Annotated in this window: 18 protein-coding genes; 15 read left to right on the forward strand and 3 right to left on the reverse strand. The window is 40.4% G+C overall.

All coding sequences use genetic code 11. The annotated features are described in order from the left end of the window. The first annotated feature begins 7 nt into the window (after window positions 1–7). The 5 genes from MHH37_RS05750 (at window position 8) to MHH37_RS05770 (ending at window position 4749) form a co-directional block, all read left to right on the forward strand. Window positions 8–415: a cytidine deaminase gene (locus tag MHH37_RS05750; RefSeq protein WP_008403130.1), complete on the forward strand. Its 408-nt coding sequence runs from the start codon at window positions 8–10 to the stop codon at window positions 413–415. Beyond that, window positions 402–1316 carry a GTPase Era gene (gene era / locus MHH37_RS05755; protein WP_008403129.1) on the forward strand — a complete coding sequence of 305 codons (915 nt, stop codon included), beginning with the start codon at window positions 402–404 and terminating at the stop codon, window positions 1314–1316. The genes MHH37_RS05750 and era overlap by 14 nt, the downstream gene beginning before the upstream one ends. 370 nt (window positions 1317–1686) lie before the next feature. Next, window positions 1687–2862 (forward strand): CapA family protein, encoded by a 1176-nt coding sequence (locus MHH37_RS05760; RefSeq protein WP_342575370.1) that lies wholly within the window; start codon window positions 1687–1689, stop codon window positions 2860–2862. Window positions 2863–2923: 61 nt separating this feature from the next. Then, the gene (recO, locus tag MHH37_RS05765) at window positions 2924–3697 is read left to right on the forward strand and encodes a DNA repair protein RecO (protein WP_339175690.1); all 774 of its coding nucleotides are present in this window, start codon (window positions 2924–2926) and stop codon (window positions 3695–3697) included. A gap of 251 nt (window positions 3698–3948) precedes the next feature. Further along, window positions 3949–4749, forward strand: coding sequence for an MBL fold metallo-hydrolase (locus MHH37_RS05770; RefSeq protein WP_342575371.1), 801 nt, complete (start codon window positions 3949–3951; stop codon window positions 4747–4749). A 39-nt stretch (window positions 4750–4788) separates the two neighbouring features. Here the strand turns inward: MHH37_RS05770 and MHH37_RS05775 are convergent, their stop codons facing one another. Further along, a complete protein-coding gene (locus MHH37_RS05775; RefSeq protein WP_342575373.1) occupies window positions 4789–5595 on the reverse strand; it encodes an EcsC family protein in 807 nt (268 codons plus the stop codon). Between the two features lie 64 nt (window positions 5596–5659). After that, window positions 5660–6124: a hypothetical protein gene (locus tag MHH37_RS05780; protein ID WP_342575375.1), complete on the reverse strand. Its 465-nt coding sequence runs from the start codon at window positions 6122–6124 to the stop codon at window positions 5660–5662. Between the two features lie 255 nt (window positions 6125–6379). Here MHH37_RS05780 and MHH37_RS05785 point away from each other — a divergent pair, with 255 nt between their 5' ends. The 7 genes from MHH37_RS05785 to MHH37_RS05815 all read left to right on the forward strand — a co-directional run bounded on the left by MHH37_RS05785 (window position 6380) and on the right by MHH37_RS05815 (window position 14443). Continuing rightward, entirely contained in the window at window positions 6380–7522 is a 1143-nt protein-coding gene (locus tag MHH37_RS05785; protein WP_342575376.1) for an acyl-CoA dehydrogenase family protein, read from the forward strand. After that, complete coding sequence (locus tag MHH37_RS05790) at window positions 7519–8571, forward strand: acyl-CoA dehydrogenase family protein (RefSeq protein ID WP_342575377.1); 1053 nt, start codon at window positions 7519–7521, stop codon at window positions 8569–8571. The genes MHH37_RS05785 and MHH37_RS05790 overlap by 4 nt, the downstream gene beginning before the upstream one ends. A gap of 12 nt (window positions 8572–8583) precedes the next feature. After that, on the forward strand, window positions 8584–9390 hold the full coding sequence (locus MHH37_RS05795) for an enoyl-CoA hydratase-related protein (RefSeq protein ID WP_014824406.1): 807 nt from the start codon (window positions 8584–8586) through the stop codon (window positions 9388–9390). Window positions 9391–9415: 25 nt separating this feature from the next. Continuing rightward, entirely contained in the window at window positions 9416–10375 is a 960-nt protein-coding gene (locus MHH37_RS05800) for a TAXI family TRAP transporter solute-binding subunit (protein WP_342575379.1), read from the forward strand. A gap of 25 nt (window positions 10376–10400) precedes the next feature. Further along, window positions 10401–12362, forward strand: a complete 1962-nt coding sequence (locus MHH37_RS05805; RefSeq protein WP_342575380.1) for a TRAP transporter permease — start codon at window positions 10401–10403, stop codon at window positions 12360–12362. A 19-nt stretch (window positions 12363–12381) separates the two neighbouring features. Beyond that, the gene (locus MHH37_RS05810) at window positions 12382–13521 is read left to right on the forward strand and encodes a CoA transferase (RefSeq protein WP_342575381.1); all 1140 of its coding nucleotides are present in this window, start codon (window positions 12382–12384) and stop codon (window positions 13519–13521) included. A gap of 148 nt (window positions 13522–13669) precedes the next feature. Continuing rightward, complete coding sequence (locus MHH37_RS05815) at window positions 13670–14443, forward strand: IclR family transcriptional regulator (RefSeq protein ID WP_008403114.1); 774 nt, start codon at window positions 13670–13672, stop codon at window positions 14441–14443. Window positions 14444–14535: 92 nt separating this feature from the next. Here the strand turns inward: MHH37_RS05815 and MHH37_RS05820 are convergent, their stop codons facing one another. Next, window positions 14536–15924, reverse strand: a complete 1389-nt coding sequence (locus MHH37_RS05820; RefSeq protein ID WP_008403113.1) for a glycine--tRNA ligase — start codon at window positions 15922–15924, stop codon at window positions 14536–14538. 542 nt (window positions 15925–16466) lie between these two features. Between MHH37_RS05820 and MHH37_RS05825 the strand changes: the two genes are divergently transcribed. From MHH37_RS05825 to dnaG, 3 genes are all read left to right on the forward strand, one after another. Further along, a complete protein-coding gene (locus tag MHH37_RS05825; protein WP_008403112.1) occupies window positions 16467–17105 on the forward strand; it encodes a helix-turn-helix transcriptional regulator in 639 nt (212 codons plus the stop codon). Between the two features lie 8 nt (window positions 17106–17113). Further along, on the forward strand, window positions 17114–17926 hold the full coding sequence (locus MHH37_RS05830) for a pyruvate, water dikinase regulatory protein (protein WP_008403111.1): 813 nt from the start codon (window positions 17114–17116) through the stop codon (window positions 17924–17926). Window positions 17927–18238: 312 nt separating this feature from the next. After that, complete coding sequence (dnaG, locus tag MHH37_RS05835) at window positions 18239–20068, forward strand: DNA primase (RefSeq protein ID WP_008403110.1); 1830 nt, start codon at window positions 18239–18241, stop codon at window positions 20066–20068. Window positions 20069–20080: the final 12 nt, after the last annotated feature.

Genomic DNA, 20080 nt, shown 5'->3' on the forward strand with positions numbered 1-20080 from the left:
ACCAAAGATGAACATGGAACAATTAATGGAACAATCTAAAATTGCACGTGAATTTGCATATGTACCTTACTCGAAATTTAAAGTAGGTGCGGCATTATTAGCAGAAGACGGTACAGTGTACAATGGCTGCAATATCGAGAATGCAGGTTACAGCATGACAAACTGCGCGGAACGTACTGCGTTTTTCAAAGCAGTGTCAGAAGGCAATATGAAATTTAAAGCGCTGGCGATCGTAGCAGACACACCGGGTCCATGTTCCCCATGCGGAGCTTGTCGACAAGTAATGAGTGAATTTTGTGCTCCGGATATGCCCGTCTACTTAACAAATATGAATGGTGACGTTCAACAAACAACAGTAGGTGAGCTAATCCCGGGTGCATTTAATACGGAGGATATGAAAAATGCAGGAAAATAAAGGATACAAATCGGGCTTTGTCTCGATTGTAGGTCGTCCTAATGTGGGCAAATCAACATTTTTAAACCGAGTAATCGGCCAGAAAATTGCGATTATGTCTGACAAACCACAAACGACACGTAATAAAGTACAAGGTGTTTTAACACAACAAAACTCTCAAACGATTTTCATCGATACACCGGGGATTCATAAGCCGAAACATAAATTAGGCGAATTCATGCTGAAAACTTCACGTAATGCTTTACGTGAAGTGGATGTGATCATGTTTATGGTTAATGCTGAACAAGCTATCGGAAAAGGTGATGAATTTATCATCGAGTTGTTACAAGGCAATAAAACACCGGTATTTTTAATCATCAATAAAATTGATTTAGTACATCCGGATGAACTGGTAAAAATCATTGATTCGTATAAAGATAAGTTCGACTTTGCTGAAATTATTCCAATTTCAGCATTACAGGGCAACAACGTGGAAAACTTATTATCGACAATCGAAAAGTATTTACCCGAAGGCCCGCAATATTACCCGGCAGACCAAGTAACGGACCACCCGGAACGCTTCATTATTTCCGAGCTGATTCGTGAAAAGGTATTGCACTTAACACGCGAAGAAATTCCACATTCAATTGCGGTTGTCATTGAGCGCATTAAGCCACATGAAGAAAAGGAAAATATGATTCATGTACAGGCGACAATCATGGTAGAACGCGATTCACAAAAAGGAATTGTCATCGGCAAACGCGGTGCTCTTTTAAAAGAAGTCGGCTCACGTGCCCGCCAGGATATTGAAATGCTACTAGGCTCAAAAGTATACTTAGAGCTTTGGGTAAAAGTTCAAAAAGATTGGCGTAACAAGCAAACGCATTTACGCGATTTCGGATTTAGAGAAGACGAGTATTAATAGATAGCAGCAGAACACACCGATTTTCTTTAAGGGAAACTCGGTGTGTTTTTATATGGAGTTCACTTTTTAGATGCGTTGTTCCACATTATAGGTGAAAAGTTCTACATTTGGCCGGAAACTTTCTACTTTGCTCTCTAAACATTCTACATACTCTGATGAATGAGCGAATAAAATGAATAGGTTCTACATTTCAGCAGTTTTGTTCCACATTTCATTAGAAGTTTTCTACATTCGGCCGGAAACATTCTACTTTCCTCTCAACATTTGCGAATAAATCCCCCACCCCAGGACGACAATGATTTTGTTCTTGATTATAGGCAATGTTCTGCTACCATTTAGTAAGGGAATATTTAACAGAAGTTAGAAGGTGAACGCATTGAATAATTTAAATAAATTTTTATTGGCACTTTGGGGGATTTCACTCGCTTTATTATTTATTGTCGTTGCGACAGTCGATCAGGACAAAGCGATTATTGTCGCAGAAGGACAAATGAATATCGAAGAGCCCATCCCGTCGCCAACAATAAATATAGAGAATGATATAAAAGACAAAAACGAGCCAATTAGTGAACGTGAGCAACAAGCACCAAAAGAATCGATTCGTCTTGCAATGGCGGGGGATATTTTACTGCACTTAAGACTTGCGAAATATAATGATTTTACTTCATCTTTTTCAGCAGTGACACAGATGATGCAAAGCTATGATTTTCTGATCGCCAATCAGGAATCGCCTCCTGTCGGAAATGAATATCCACTAAGCGGCTATCCACTATTTTCGAGTCCGCCCCATATTATTCGGGATATTCAACATGCGGGAGTCGATTTAGTCACAATCGCCAATAATCATATTATCGATCAAGGGGAAAATGGAATGCGTACCGTCTTTAACAATCTTGAAGACTACCATATGCCTTATGTAGGGGCTTATAAAAATGAAGATGACAGGTCTACCCAACGTATTATGGAAATCGGATCGATAAAAATTGGACTACTTGCCTACACATATGGGACAAATGGACTTTATTTGCCACAGGAATCGCCATTTCTCATAAATTATATTGATGAAGCGAAAATAAAAGCGGATGTCGAGGAATTAAAACAATCGGTCGATGTTGTAGCAGTATCGATGCATTGGGGATCGGAATATGTGTATGAAGCAAATGACAACCAAAAACATTATGCAGATATATTAAATGAAGCGGGAGCCGATATCATTTTCGGGACCCATCCGCATGTCCTGCAACCGTATGACAAGCTCATCAATGAACAGGGACAGGAGACGCATATTTTTTATTCGCTCGGTAATTTCTTTTCAACAATTATAACGATCCCGAACACAATGATTGGCGGAATCGCGAGCCTTGAAATTACTAAGGAAGGCGACCGGATTACTATAGATGAACCTGAGCTTTATGCCACTTCTGTAATACTGGATGCAGATGGAATTTATCGGGTTTATCCATTAAAAGATGTGGAACAGCGCTCTGTTAAAAATTTGCAGTGGGTAAAGCAAATCATGGGCCAACATGTAACCGTTTATTAAACTTTTCTAGCAATTGTGCGGTATAATAGAGATACGAAAGAAATAAAAGGATGTGCAACAGATGCTACATAAATGGGAAGGCATCGTTTTAAAGGCGCGTGCTTATGGTGAATCCAATAAAATCGTGACTCTGATGACACGTGAAGCCGGTAAAGTTGCGTGTATGGCACGTGGAGCGAAAAAACCTACGAGCCGTTTGGCAGGTGTAACGCAAACATTTATGCATGGCTCGTTTTTAGTCCAGCGAACATCAGGCATGGGGACATTGCAGCAAGGGGAACATTTCAATTCGATGCGCCACATCCAAACTGATATTGTGGCAACAGCTTATGCAAGCTACATCGTGGAAATTGTCGATCGCCTCGTTGAAGAAGGCAGACCGGAACCTTATGCTTTTGATATATTAATTCAGGCATTGAATGCAATTGAAGAAGGGTATGATCCTGAAGCGATTACATTGTTTGTCGATTGGAAAATGCTCCCGTTTGCAGGGATTCAGCCGATTTTGCATGCATGTGCAGGGTGTGGAGCTGTTGATGGAGAATTTGCGTTTTCATTTACACAAGGCGGATTTATATGTCATCGGTGCTTCCATTTAGACCCGTATATTATCAGGTTGTCACCAACACAGCTCAAGTTGATTCGCATGTTTTATACGGTGCCGATTGAGCAAGTCGGCAAGCTGGATTTAAAACCGCAGACAAAACAATTTATCAAAAAAATTGTCACGACAATCTATGAAGAACAAACGGGAATTCGTCTGAAATCACGTAACTTCATCGAACAACTGGAGCGTACACCATTACTGCAGCGTGAAAAGAAGGAAGAGGAATAAAATTATTGCTATTCCATTTTAAGAGGGCAAAGTCTAGATTAAAAGAGTTGATTGAAATGAAGGGGGGACTCCAGCGGAAACAGCCCGACGTCTGAGACTACAGGCTCAGACCGGGCCCGCGGAAAGCGTCCGACCCGAAATGGAAATCAACTCCTGTTTAAGCACCGGGAAAATTATTGCCTAGGAAATAAAGCGAGTCGAAAGCGTAGAATCGCGCAGACTTGCTTTCTTTTGTTAAGGAGGGAAACACAATGCGCCAATTTGAAAATGAGCATTTAACCGTATTTCAAAGTGTGTTATATCAAACGACATCAGCGGTAATCAAAACAAAGCAGGCATTAATCGTAACCGATCCTAACTGGCTGCCGAACGAAATTGCCGAAATAAAAACCTATATCGAGTCGATTATTGAAGATCGGAAATTATATCTTATTTATACACATAGTGATTATGATCATATTATTGCAGCAGGCGCATTTCCGAATGCGACAACAATTGCAAGTGAAGCTTTTGTCAAGCGGACGAATAAAGAAGAGGTATTGGAACAAATCCGTCAGTTTGATGCCCAGTACTATATTGATAGAGATTATTCTATTATCTATCCTCACATAGACATCGTGATTAAAGAAGATGGCCAAACACTTGAGCTGCCGGATATAACATGTAGCTTTTACTTTTCACCAGGGCATACGGCAGATGGATTATTTACAGTTGTGGAGTCGTTCGGTATTTTTTTGGCGGGGGATTATTTATCGGATGTCGAGTTTCCTTTTATAGAAGATTATGAAGCCTATTTAGCAACAATCCAAAAGGCGCAAAAAATTATATTGGATAAAAAAGTTGAAGTTATTGTGCCAGGACATGGGACAACGACAAATAACCGAAGTGAAATTCAAAAACGTATTGATGCATCGTTATTATATTTAAATAATTTATCAAGCGGTAATGTGGATGAATCGGAATTACAGAAACTTTATCCGTTTTATAAAGGATTAAAAGAAATGCACGAACTCAATAAAAAAATATTCAACAAAAATAGCCACAGGATTTAAGAGATAGAACTTAAATTCTTTGGCTATTTTTTTGTGCATCTAGCGGTTATCCAGTTCATTCATCCGCTCCAGCACTCGTCGCTTGCGGTACAGCATCATGCCTGCCTCGGCAATATCTTCAATCATTGACTTATTGATAAAGGCACCAAAAATCATACCTGCTACAGGAATCATTTGAAAGAGCTTTTTCATACCAAAATTGTCCCGGTACGTAAAGAAGACTTCCTGCCAGCCTTGTAACTGAGAAACCATATTTTCTGCCGCGTTAGGTTTTTCATAATGCTGTGCCAGCTCATTTAATATCGCTTCTTTGCCGACAACATCAGAAGAAGCAAATTGCAGACACTTTACGATGAAAATACGCTCGGCTTTTTCATTTGGATCATAACCATGGATCATCGCAATTTCCTGTAATGTTTTTAACGCAATCCCTAGAATGACAGGAATATCGAGCGCCAATGTAAACACACCACCAAAGCCGGCGGATGCTCCTTGTACGGTTGCAATATTTGCACGGTTTTTTTGTAGCTTTTCACTCAGTTCCACCATATCTTCAATTGGCATTTGTCCAATATCCTCCAATGTGGAAACCGAATGCAGCGTATGTTTTTGAATATGACGCATCATCGATCTTTCGCTTACTAAATATTTTCCACCGGTTTGAACATAACTCACCAGTTCGTCGATTAAAACGGATATTTTCTCTTGAATGAATTTCGGTGTTAATTTATCGAGTATTTTAAATGGGATGCGGCCAATCTTTTCCCAAAACCATAAACCGCTTTGATCTTTCTCCCATTGTTGGATTGTTAATAAGTGATTTTCCAGCTGCTGTTGTGTTTCCATGAATCGCCCTCCTGATGGACATGTTACTTATTTTACGTTCCTAAATGAAAAAGGTTTCAGCGAGTCATTCGAATTGTGTCAGCAATGGGATGATATCTTCTTTTAACCGCTCATAAAACTCTACTTCAAGTTTTAAGTGTTCATGATGGTGCATTTGTTCAAAAAGGGTAAACATCGCTTCGATTTTTTCTTTAGAAAAGCGGAAGTGGTGATTAAAGTGGTTGCGCTTATTATGGTCGCTTAAATGCATATAGCCCCGGATTATTGTAAATAATTGATGGTATTTTTTGTTTGCCAGTTCATACGCTTCTCGACTTAACCGACCAAGTGCATTGCTCGGATCGTCAAATTTTCTGTAAAATGACTGGGCTTCACGATAAGTTTCAAGTTTCATATTCGCCGTGTAGAGGATGTGATGCTGTGCGCGGTGTTCCGGGCATTCAAAGTGGAGTATAGCTTTAACGAGATGTGAAATTTTATCGAATGTGTCTAAAGTTGTGGTGGTGCTGTCCTTTAACTGAAAAAACATGTAATCCCCTCCATCTATTCTTTATTAGATTATATCGTTTTTTTACATTAATTATCTAAATAATCAAAATATTAACAGGTTGAAATTGTATATTTATCACGAAATAGATTGAAAAATGATAAGTTCTCGATAATGCACATTTTTTCTGCAATAGGCAATGATATTGTACAAAAGTTTTGACAATTCAGAAAAATGTATTTTATAATATCGTTATTAGAAAGTAGTTACACAATATGCGTAATTGGAGGTAAAGTTATGAATCTACCGAATGTACAATTTACAGAAGAACAAAAGCAGTTTAGACAGGAAGTGCGAAGTTTTTTAAAGCAACATATTGAAAAGGGGACATTTGAAACACGCTGTGACTCATGGCTTAGCGGCTCTGACCCTTCTTTTTCAAAACTAGTGGCAGAGCAGGGATGGATCGGAATGACCTGGCCGAAGCAATATGGTGGCAGTGAGCGCAGTACAATTGACCGCTATATTTTAACGGAAGAGTTTTTGGCATTTGGCGCGCCGGTAGCCGCACACTGGTTTGCAGATCGTCAGACAGGACCATTGCTGTTACGTTTTGGTACAGACTACCAGAAGGAATTTTTCCTACCGAAAATTGTGAAAGGTGAATGCTTTTTCGCGATCGGTTTAAGTGAACCGAACAGTGGATCAGATTTGGCATCTGTTGCAACACGCGCGGAAAAAGTGGAAGGCGGCTGGATTGTGAATGGTGCAAAAACTTGGTCCAGTAATGCCCATAATGCACATTACATGGTAACGCTCATACGTACAGAACCATTAGGTGAGAAAAAGCATGAGGGTCTTTCGCAATTTATTATCGATTTAAAAGGTGAAGGTGTGACGATTGCGCCAATTCGTTATTTAACAGGAGAACCGCATTTTAACGATATCTACTTGGATAATGTATTTGTTCCAGATGAAATGGTAGTAGGGACACTAGGTAACGGGTGGAAGCAAGGTTTGGCAGAGCTGGCATTTGAACGAAGTGGGCCTGAGCGAATTTTAAGTACATTCCCGCTTTTAAACGAGGTAATTGAACAATTGAAGATTAAGAGAGATCTAGTGGGTCTGGAAGAAGCGACGAAGCTTGTTGCTGAACTGTGGTCATTACGCAACTTATCAATTGGGGTTGCAAAAGTATTGGAAGAAGGCGGCGAAGTTGCGATACCGGCAGCACTTGTAAAAAGTATCGGCACGAAGTTTGAACAGAAAATTCCTGAGATCATCCGCCTGATGCTTGATGTTTATCCCAACTTGCACAGTGACAATAGGGTCGAGCGATATTTGGCTGAATCTATTTTACATGCACCAGGCTTTACAATTCGTGGCGGAACATCAGAAGTTCTGTATGGAATTTTAGCGAAGGGGGTTATTGCACAATGAGCGAAATTAAAGAAATGGTCTTAGAAGTAGTTGAAAAGATTTTTAAAGATAAAGTCGAAAAAGAAACGGTTGATCTTTTGGAGGAGAATAAGTGGGCCGAAGATGTTTGGCAGCTGTTGCTAGATAATGAACTCCATCAGGTAGTGGTAAGTGAAGAAGATGGAGGAGCAGGTGGGGATATTGAAGATTTATTGGCACTCTATGAACTTTTAGGGAAATATGCTGTACCTGTTCCGTTTATTGAGCATACGTTAGCCCATTTTTTATTGCAGCAAGTGGACCTAAAAGGATTTGAGCAGTTAACTACCTACAGCATTACAACCCCGCTGCAGTTAAAGGACAATGCTTTTTCCGGTACATTAAAGCATGTCGGGTGGGCCCAGTATGCCGAAAAAATTGTGGCGGTTGCACAGGAAGAGGCACAGCAGTTTATTATTGTTGCCAACTTACAAGATGCCCTTCTGAAAAACAGCACAAATTTGGCAGCCGAACCACGTTCAGAAGTCGTATTCGAAAATATGAAAGCGCTTCAAAAAGTGCCGATTTCAGCAAAGCAGTATGAACAATTTAAAAAGTTAGCTACAGCGGCATCTGTCAGCAAAATGAGCGGAGCACTAACAACCGCATTCCAGCTGAGTGTTCAGTTTAGCAAAGAACGCGAACAATTCGGCCGTCCAATTCACAGGTTCCAGCTTGTGCAGCAGCATTTAGCGAATATGGCAGGAGAACAGACGCTTATGAAAGTGGCAGTTAATAATATCCAAACATTATTGGCAGTTGGGCGAGAAGAAAGCGAAGTGGCGTATGCACGCTTGCGAATGGATGATGCGAGTCGTGCAGTGGCAACTTCTGCGCACCAAGTTCATGCAGCAATCGGTGTGACACATGAACATCGCCTCCACCAGTATACGCGCCGCTTATGGGCTTGGCGAGATGAAGAATTTACGGCACGCTACTGGAAAAAACAGTTGGCACAGCAACTGCTGGAAACAAAAATAGACTTGTGGGAAAGCATTACAGATGAAGTAGAAAAGCATGTACATGCATAAGGAGGAAAAACAATGTCGGATTTATTATTTGAAGTGAAGGACCATATTGCAACAATAACACTGAATCGCCCGGAAAGTTTAAATGCATTTAGCGAAGAAATGATCCTTTCGTGGATTAAAGCGCTGGAAGAAGTGCGTGACAATGATGACATTCGAGCTGTCATTTTGAAAGGAAACGGCAAAGCATTTTGCGCAGGCGGAGATATAAAAGCAATGGTGGCGGGCCAGGGCTTTTACCATAGTGAGGAAGATATTACTTCAACAGCGTTGGCCCGTAAAAATTCTTTATGGAAAAAGGTGCAGCGCGTACCTTTATTACTTGAGGAAATCGATAAGCCGGTCATTGCGCAGATGCACGGCTTTGCAATGGGTGCAGGTCTTGATATGGCATTGATGTGCGATATCCGTATTGCTGCACAGTCTGCGAAGTTCTCTGAAAGCTATATTAATGTAGGGATTGTTCCTGGTGATGGCGGTGCTTACTTTTTACCTCGCCTCGTCGGTATCGACAAGGCACTTGACATGTTATGGACAGCGCGGGTCTTAACGGCAGAGGAAGCAAAGGAGGCACGTCTCGTAACATTTGTTGTGAATGATGAGGATTTGGAAAGCTTTACACAAAGTTATGCGGAGAAACTGGCAAATGGTCCAATTGAAACGATTAAAATCATTAAACGTGCTGTTTATCAAAGCCAATCAATGAGTCTTCGTTCTTCACTTGACTATATTTCGTCAAAAATGGGCTTAGTAACAGAATTACCAGCATACGAAGAAGGAGTCAAAGCAATAGTAGAAAAACGAAAAGCCGTTTTCAAATAATACAGTGCACATGGGGGGGACGCGGATGAAGAAAAAATTTCTCGCAATAGTATCAATGGCTGCTATGTTGCTAGTAGGTTGCCAAAGTAATGCTGAGCGTTATGGGGAGCCGCTTATTTTTACAACAGGTACAACAACAGGTGTTTTCTATTCACTTGGAGCAGGTATCTCAACGATGTGGACAAATGAACTGGAAAAGCGTGTTGCTTCTCAAGCATCAAATGGGAGTATTGAAAACTTGAATTTAATGCGTAAAGGTGAGGCGAATATTTCATTTACGACGGTGAATATTGCCTATGAAGCATACAACGGTGTAGGAAGCTTTGAAGGAAAACAATATGAAGACGTTCGCATATTAGGGAACTTATATCCTAATATCAGTCATATTATTGTGAAAAACGATGAGAAATACAATTCGATTGAAGATTTAAAAGGAACAAGCTTCGTATTCGGAGCTGCGGGAAGTGCGACTGAGGTAGAATCCCGTCTCGTCCTTGAAGCACACGGTATTGGAGAAAAGGATATTAAAGCAAACTATGTTGGCTTTACAGAAGCGACAGATTTAATGCGAAATGGTCAGGTGGAAGGTGTCAATATATACACAGGTGTACCGGCAGCTGCTGCGACAGAGCTGATCTCAACAGTAGATTCAAAAGTTTTAAGCTTTTCTGACAGCGCCATTGACCATTTAGTAGAGGAATACCCTTGGAACTTTGCTTATACGATCGAGCCAAACACATATGATAAACAGCCGGAAGCGATACAAACTGTCGGTCAGTACAGCACGATCGTAATTGACGAAAGTGTGAATGAAGAAACCGTTTATCAGTTGACGAAAGAACTGTGGGAAAACTTGAACTTACTGCAAAAATCATTCAGCATTGCGAAGCAGTTCAGTCCGGAAAGCGCGGTTGCGGGAACGGCAGATATACCGCTACATCCGGGTGCAGAGCGCTATTATCGTGAAATTGGTGTAATCGATTAAAAGTAAAGGACAAGGAGGGGACGGTATGACAGAAAAAGTACTTGAAAAAGATGAAATTCAACAATTAATGGACCTTGAAGATAAAAATATCAATTCCCGTAATTATGTTGGTATATTTGGAAAAATCGTGATTGCTGTTGCAATCATCTGGTCCATCTTCCAAATATATATGAGCAGTATCGGTGTGATGGAAGCGACAAAATTTCGTGCGTGGCATTTAGGGTTTTTGCTTTTATTTAGTTTTATTTATTATCCTGCTACAAAGAAAAGTGTTGGGACGAGAAAGTTGCCTACATGGTTTGACAGCATCTGTATTACATTATCAATTTTCGTGACACTTTATTTCGTTATTATTTACGATATTTTAGTGCGTGACCGTGCAGGAGAAAATACGATTCTTGATTTATGGGTCGGCGGGATAGCGATCGTATTACTATTTGAGGCTGCACGTCGCGTTGTCGGCAATGCGCTGACATTAATTGCACTGTTTTTCCTTGCCTACAATTTCTTTGGTGCCTATATACCAGGAATTTTAGGGCATTACGGATTTAGCCTTGAGCGTATCATCAACATTATGTTCTGGGGCGGGCAAGGAATTTTCGGAACGGCTCTTGGTGTTTCGGCAACATATATTTTTATTTTCGTACTGTTTGGTGCTTTTTTAAAAAACAGCGGGTTTTCGGATTTTATCAATGACTTGGCACTGACAGTTGCGGGCCGTACAGCAGGCGGACCTGCTAAAGTTGCAGTATTTGCAAGTGCGTTGATGGCCACAATCAGCGGGAGTGCTGTAAGTAATGTTGTAACAACTGGTACAGTGACAATCCCGATGATGAAAAAGGCCGGCTATTCGAAAAAATTTGCCGGGGCTGTTGAGGCGGTAGCATCGACAGGGGGCTTAATTGCACCACCGGTAATGGGTGCCGCAGCCTTTATTATGGCGGAGTATTTAGGTGTTGCGTATTCGGTTGTTATGCTGGCAGCAGTTGTACCAGCAATACTTTACTATTTAACATTGTTTATGATTGTGCACTTTGAAGCGAAAAAAATGGGGTTATCGGGTATTTCAAAAGAGAATATTCCGGTAGCAATGCAAGTTCTTAAAAACGGGGGGCACTTATTAATCCCTTTATTTATTTTATTATTTATGCTGTTTGCAGGCTATTCGCCGTTATATGCGGCAATCTTCGCGCTATTTTCAATCGTGCCGACAGCAGCCATTCGCAAACATACACGTATGAATCTGAAAGCGGTTATCGATTCTGTTGTTGAAGGGGTCAAAGGAGCGATTAGTGTAGGAATTGCCTGTGCGATCGTAGGGATTGTTATTGCGACGATCACGCTAACAAGTATCGGTTTGATCATCGGAAACAACGTATTAAGTTTTGCTGGAGACAGTGTCATGCTGGCAGCTATTTTAACAGCGGTAATCAGTATTATTTTAGGAATGGGGATTCCGGCAACAGCGGCATATATTATTGTTGCAACAATTTCTGTGCCGATCTTAACACAATTGGGTGTACCTGCGATTGCAGCCCATATGTTTGCCTTCTACTTTGCTGCTTTATCAAGCATTACTCCTCCTGTAGCATTGGCACCGTATGCCGCAGCAGGAATCGCCGGTGAATCGCCGAATAAAGTATCATTTGAATCGGTTCGTCTCGGGTTGATCGGATTTATTGTACCGTTCTTCTTTATTTTTAACCCGGCGCTGCTGCTAACAGGCGGTACAATCGGAGAATACATTTTTGCAGCGATTACGGCTTGTATCGGTGGTGTATCGATTGCTGCCGGTATTAAAGGCTATTTATTCCGACACACGTATTTCATCGAGCGCCTCGTCTTTTTTGGCGCTGGGATTGCGTTAATGGATACTACGTTAATTTATAACTTAATCGCTTTAGCAGTTATTGCCGTTGCTGTTGCGACACAAATCATTTTGAAGCAGCCGGAACGGAAAATTGCACCATCGTTAATAAAAGAGTAGAAGAATTGAGGTGATGGGGATGCGCCCATTGGATAATGTTAAAATATTGGATTTATCGCGTGTGTATGCTGCTCCGGCAGGAACGATGATTTTAGCGGATTTAGGTGCTGAAGTCATTCGGGTCGAGCATCCGGCTGGTTCGGATAGTATGCGTGGTTGGGGACCATTTATAAATGGGGAAAGCACGTATTATATTTGTGCGAATCGCAATAAAAAATCAATCACATTAAATTTAAAAGACCAGTCCGATAAAGAAGTACTGCTTGATTTAGTAAAAGAAGCGGATGTCATTATCGATAATTTTAAAGCGGGCGATATGAAAAAGATGGGGCTCGATTATGAGCAGCTTAAGCAAATTAATCCGCGAATTATTCAATGCTCGGTGACCGGATTTGGTCAGACCGGGCCGCTCGCTGCAGAGCCGGGATTTGATCCGGTTATTCAGGCAATGAGCGGTTTAATGGATGTAACGGGACATCCTGATGGAGAAGCGACAAAAGCAGGGGTGCCAATTGCAGATATTTTAACATCCCACTATGTCGTAATTGGGATACTGTCGGCATTAAGAATGCGTGACATGACGGGCAAAGGTCAATTTATCGATCTGGCACTGCTTGATGTACAAATGAGTTCACTCGCTAACGTTGCAAGCGCGTATTTAAATACCGGCTTCAAGTCGAACCGTCTTGGCAACCAGCATAATAACGTAGCGCCATATCAGGTGTTTGAATGTTCGGATGGTCCGCTCATGTTTTGTGTCGGCACTGAAGATCAGTTCAAAAAGTTTTGCAAGATGATTAATCGCGAGGGCTGGGTGACAGATGAGCGATTTAAAACAAATTCATTGCGCAAAAAAAATGAAGACGTACTAGCAGCTTATATTTCCGATATTACAAAAACGAAAACCCGTGATGAATGGCTCGAGCTTTTACAGCAGTATAAAATTCCTGGCGGACGTGTCAACACAATAGAGGAGGCATTTCAGCAGCCGCAAGTTGTCGCCCGGAATCTAGTAGGCGAAATCGAACATCCGTCATACGGGACAGTGAAATTTGTGAAAAACCCTTTACAACATTCGGAGCTTAATATTTCCTATGAATATGGGGCACCGCGGCTAGGGGAGCATACGGATGATTTGTTGAAAATTAATAAAAACTAGGAGTTGTTGGGCCAAAATTGGTGATTCCTATTGATTGATATCTATTGTTGGTGGAAAAGTTAGGTGAAAAGTTTTATGACTTTTAACATAGCCCCTTCTTTTTTATATGAATGAGTTTTGCTACTATTAGGAAAAGGGGGGCTTTTGGGTGGAACAACAAAAATTTGAAAAAATGTATTTAATGCAAACAGTTCAAAAAACAATTGTAATATTGCGTGCCTTTACGAAAGAACAGCCAAAGCTTTCTTTAACTGAATTAAATAAAAAGACAGGAATCGGGCTATCTAGCTTGCAACGCTTTGTTGCCACACTAGTGTATGAAGGTTTTTTAATCCGGGATGATCGGACGAAGCAGTATCAGCTTGGCCTATCGTTAATCCACTTAGGCAAGCTAGTTGAGGAAGAATCAAGCATCATTACGATTGCACAGCCCATTCTTCAGCAGCTGAACAAAGCGACGAAAGAAAGTATTTCGATGAGCATTATTGACGGTAATGAGCGCCGCTGTATTATGAATATCGAGAGTTCATATGCTTTATCGGCACGTAATCATGTTGGGGATACTTCACCGCTCTATGCCGGAGCCTCTGCTAAATCATTGCTGGCCTTTTTACCGCAGGAAGAAATTGATCAGTATTTGGATGAGGTAGCGATGGAGCACGTAACGGAAAATACGGTTGTTGATCGCGAGCAGTTGTTGGAGCAGCTGCAGGAAATTCGAAAACAGCAATATGTTTTTACACGTGCAGAACGTATTATCGGTGCCTGCTCATTCAGTACGGCGATAATTTCTAACGGGCGGCCGGTTGCATCGATTGCAATTATTATTCCGGAAGCGCGCTTTGATGAAGAGCAGTTTGATGAATTACGTGAACTCATTTTACATGCAAAATTCGATATTGAAAAACAGCTGAATAAATAAAACAATCCAACCGGGTGTAAAACGGTTGGATTGTTTTTTGTTAAATTAAAAAACACTTTCTGCTCAAAACGAACAGAAAGTGTTTTATAAAATTAGAATTGTAAATGTTTTTCGATATAAGCTTTTACTTCAGCGATCGGCATACGGATTTGTTCCATTGAATCGCGGTGACGAACTGTTACTTGACCGTCTTCTTTTGAATCGAAATCGTACGTAATACAGAATGGTGTACCGATTTCATCTTGGCGGCGGTAACGTTTACCGATCGATTGTGACTCATCGTAATCAACCGGGAATGCTTTACGCAAGTCAGCCCAAACGTCGCCAGCTTCTTCAGATAACTTTTTAGAAAGTGGCAATACTGCTGCTTTAAATGGAGCTAGAGCAGGGTGGAAGCGTAATACTGTACGCGTATCATCGCCCTCTAATTGCTCTTCTTCATATGCATCACATAAGAATGCCAATGTTACACGGTCTGCACCTAATGATGGCTCGATGCAGTATGGTACATAGCGCTCATTTGAAACAGGATCGATGTAAGTGAAATCTTCACCTGAATGTTCCATATGCTGCTTTAAGTCGTAATCTGTACGGTCTGCGATACCCCATAGTTCGCCCCATCCGAATGGGAAGCGGAATTCGATATCTGTTGTCGCATTTGAATAGTGTGAAAGCTCATCATCTTCATGGTCACGTAAACGCATTGAATCTTCTTTCATACCTAATGCAAGAAGCCAGTTTTTACAGAACTCTTTCCAGTATGAGTGCCATTCAAGATCTTCACCCGGTTTACAGAAGAATTCAAGTTCCATTTGTTCGAATTCACGAGTACGGAATGTGAAGTTACCTGGTGTGATCTCATTTCGGAAAGATTTACCGATTTGTGCGATACCGAATGGTGTTTTTTTACGCATTGAACGCTGAACGTTTTTAAAGTTTACGAAAATACCTTGTGCTGTTTCAGGACGCAGGTAGATTTCGTTTGAAGAAGATTCAGTTACACCTTGGTGCGTTTTGAACATTAAGTTGAATTGGCGGATATCTGTGAAGTCGATTTTTCCGCAGTCAGGACAAGCTACTTCAAGCTCTTCCATTTTTTCTTTCATTTGATCGAAAGTCATACCGTCAACGATAATTTCTTTGCCTGTTTTTGTTAAAGAAGCATCTTCAATCAATTTATCTGCACGGTGACGCGCTTTACATGCTTTACAGTCGATCATCGGGTCGTTGAAGTTACCTACGTGACCAGATGCAACCCAAGCTTTAGGATTCATCAAAATTGCAGCATCCAAGCCTACGTTATGTTCTGATTCCTGAACGAATTTTAGCCACCAAGCTTTTTTTACGTTGTTTTTAAGTTCTACACCAAGTGGACCGTAATCCCAAGTGTTTGCTAAACCACCATAAATATCAGATCCAGGAAATACGAATCCGCGGTGTTTTGCTAATGATACAATTGTCTCCATTGATTTTTCTGCCATAAAAAAACCTCCTCATAAATATTTAATTAATTATGCCTCGGCATAATTGCGTCCAGATTTTTAGACCCACAGGATGTGGGTCAGTCAGCCGTTGTCACAGAATGTGACGTATTTAGGCTGACTTCTTTTTTCATCTAAAAAATCTGTGACATCTGCCAGAGCTTATTTTTATTCAGCGGGTGTATAAACACCCGCTGAATAAAAATAAAGCACCCGTCTCCGGGCACAAAAGCTCTGCCCGGGGACGAGTGCATCAAGACGATGTACCCGCGGTTCCACCCCGCTTGTTTTTAAATAAATAAAAACCTCTTTTATAAAAATAGCTCAGGGGTGCCGTTTCTCAATTCAATGTAGGCTTGCACTATCCCTACTCGCTTATGTTAGAATTGATACTTATAAATCCCTTCATCGCTTACATATTAATAATCATAAACAACAAGTGAGTTGTTCGGTAATATTGTAGCATGGGTTTGTTTTCTTCGCAATATAGAAGGAAATAGTATATAATAATTAATGAAAAAGTATAACATTATTTGAAGCGGGTGAGTCCAATCGAACTCAATAAACGTCAAGATGTAATCTTGCAAATTGTAAAAGAAAATGGCCCTATTACGGGCGAACATATCGCAGAGCGCCTTGGATTAACGCGCGCTACTTTGAGACCTGATCTAGCTATACTAACGATGGCTGGATTTTTAGATGCGCGTCCACGTGTGGGCTACTTCTATGCAGGAAAAAAAACAACGGCAGCCTTTACGGAATCAATGCTGAATTTAAAGGTGAAAGATTTCCAGTCAATCCCGGTAGTTGTTCCCGATGATATGACGGTGTATGATGCGATTATCCATATGTTTTCCGAGGATGTCGGAACACTATTCGTTATTGATAAAGATGAAATATTACAAGGTGTGCTGTCTCGAAAAGATTTACTGCGTTCCAGTATCGGAACACAGGATTTAAATAAAATGCCTGTGCATATAATAATGACGAGAATGCCGAACATCGCCTATTGTGTTAATTCGGATTCATTAATCGTGGCGGCTAAAAAGTTAATAGAACGAGAGATCGATTCCATGCCGGTTGTTGAAGAAACAGAGCGGGGATTAGTCATTACCGGACGGTTAACGAAGACGAATATTACACGTGCGTTTATTTCGTTAGCAGAAACGCATGATTTATAGGTGATCTCATGAAAAAATTGACTATATTTGTTGTGTCAGATTCGGTCGGTGAAACTGGAGAAGCTGCTGTGAAAGCGGTAGTAAGCCAGTTTCGGCCAAATTTCGAAAAAGTAAGGATTCGAAAGTTTCCTCATATTGCGAATGTTGATGTACTGGAAAAAATTGTCCAAATTGCGATTGCAAATGAGGCAACCATTGTTTTTACGCTAGTTGAAAAGCAGATGAGACAGGCACTTCAAAAAATTGCAAGTGAATATAAAGTGCATGCAATCGACTTATTGGGGTCGATGCTTGATTTGATCGAAACTTCTTTTGATGAAATGCCATTGCAAAAGCCTGGACTTGTGCATCAATTGGATGATGATTATTTTAAAAAGATCGAAGCGATTGAATTTGCTGTTAAATATGATGACGGCCAGGACCCGCGCGGCATTTTGCTGGCGGATATTGTGTTGGTCGGTGTATCAAGAACATCCAAAACTCCTTTATCGCAATATTTGGCGCATAAACGATATAAAGTGGCAAACGTGCCGCTTGTTCCGGAAGTGGAACCCCCTATAGAATTAATGCAAATCGATCCGAAAAAATGTTTTGGGTTAGTCATTACACCGGAAAAGCTCAATAATATCCGGAAAGAGCGCTTAATAACTTTAGGATTAACGGAAAATGCATTTTATGCGCAACATAGTAGAATTGAGCAGGAAATTAGCTATTTTTATAGTATTGTTGATAAAATAGGTTGTCGAACGATTGATGTGACGAATCGTGCTGTCGAAGAAACAGCGCACAAAATAATTGATATGCTAGAGCTTGATTGTTGATAGCAACTGAAGCCGCCTCTCCAAAAAGGAAGAGGAGGTTTTTTTGGTGGAATAATATTCGCGTTTTTTTAGAAACTAAGTGAACTATACTTTTGTTTTAGAAAACCTTTTGTATTTTGCTGAATTTCGACATTTATAGTTATATTCTGATTATTTTTTTGAAATTATATAGCAAGTATAGTCTTTTTGTTTTATAATAATAAAATTGTGGTAAAAATATTTATTATAGGGTAATTACAAATTTATTAAAGAATTTTGTCGTATTATAGAGGAAATTTGTAATTTATCTCGAATACTGTAGATGGTGATAATATGGCTGGAAAAATACCCGAACATGTGATTGAACAAATTCGTTCGCAGTCCGATATAGTCGATGTCATTAGCGATTATATGCAGTTAACGAAAAGAGGGCGCAACTATTTTGGATTATGTCCATTCCATGGTGAGCAAACACCCTCTTTTTCCGTATCCAGCGATAAACAGATATTTCACTGTTTTGGCTGTGGGGCAGGAGGAAACGCCATTACCTTTGTAATGGATATGGAACATCTGTCGTTTCCGGATGCACTCATTAAACTAAGTCAACGTGCGGGAATTCCGCTTGAAATGGAATTGTCGACCGATCAATCGATGTCGAATTCGCCCATTTCAAAAAAAGAGCAGCAAATGCGAGAGGCTCATACGTTTGCAGTGGAGTTTTATCATCATATTTTAATGAATACAGAAGATGGCGAACCTGCATTAAATTATTTGCTTGAAAGAGGATTTACACGTGAGCAAATCGAAACACATCAGATAGGATGGGCGTTACCGAACTGGGACACGCTGTCCATCTTACTGGAGCGCAAAGGATATGATCCGGAAGAAATGGCCGAAAGCGGTCTGATCATTCGTAAAGAAAGTGATGATAGCTACTTTGACCGTTTCCGGGGACGGATTATGTTTCCGATTCGAGATGAAAATGGAAAAACGATTGCATTTTCAGGCAGGATTTTGAATTCCGATGGCGAAGATGCTAAGTACTTAAATAGTCCTGAAACGCCGATCTTCCATAAAAGTCAAGTACTTTATAATTTGGATAAGGCGCGGGCATCCATTCGTAAATCAAGACAAGTAATTTTAATGGAAGGCTTTATTGATGTTTTAGCAGCAAACCAGGCGGGCATATACAATGCTGTAGCAACGATGGGTACGTCTCTTACGCCCCAGCATATTACAAAGCTCAAACGCTTAGTTCAGCAAATTACGATTTGCTATGATGGTGATAATGCTGGTTTTGAGGCTGCCAAGCGCGCTGCACAAATGCTTCATCAAGAACAGATTAAAGTTGAGGTCGCTGTTTTACCAGATAAACTTGATCCGGACGAATATATTCGTACACACGGACAAGAGGCATTTAAAAATCAAATAATAGAAAAGCCGCACGCGTATATTGCATTTATGATGATGCATGCGAAACGCGGCAAAAATTTCCAATTTGAAAATGACACACTTCAATACATTCAAGAAGTTCTGGAAACATTAAAAAATAATACTTCTCCAACTGAACGTGATTTATACATTCGCCAATTGGCAAATGAAACAAATATTTCCCATGAGGCAATCAGCACCCAATTAAGAAAAATGGTCGCGGATAATGTAAAAGAGCAGAAACGCGATCAAAAAATGGTGGAAGAACCAACTGTCCTTCTCCAAAGGGAGCGTAAAAAAGACGCAACAGACCGTGCCGAAAGTATACTTTTAGCACATATGTTGCATGATGTAAATATTGTGAATAAAGTTCTCAGAGAGGGAAATAACGAACCTTTCATCCATGAGGAATATTTATCCGTATTTGTACGTTTAATTGGTTTTTATGAAGAATATGAAATGGCTGATTTCCATCGATTCGTCGAAGTGTTGGATGATCATGATTTACGAAAAATCGTGATGGATGCTGCGTTACTTGAGCGTGACCCTGATAATGGTGAAGCGGAAATAATTGATTGTTTAAAGCAAATCGAAAAACGCCGATTAGAACTAAAGATTGAACAATTAAAGCACGATCAAAAAGAAGCAGAAAAAATGCATGAGCATAGACGAGCACTTGAGATTGCCCAACAAATAATTAACTTAAATAGAAAGATAAAAATGGGCGTTTAACGCGATTTGTTT

Origin of the sequence: Solibacillus sp. FSL K6-1781, assembly GCF_038630735.1 — a bacterium.
GTDB classification, from domain to species: domain Bacteria; phylum Bacillota; class Bacilli; order Bacillales_A; family Planococcaceae; genus Solibacillus; species Solibacillus silvestris.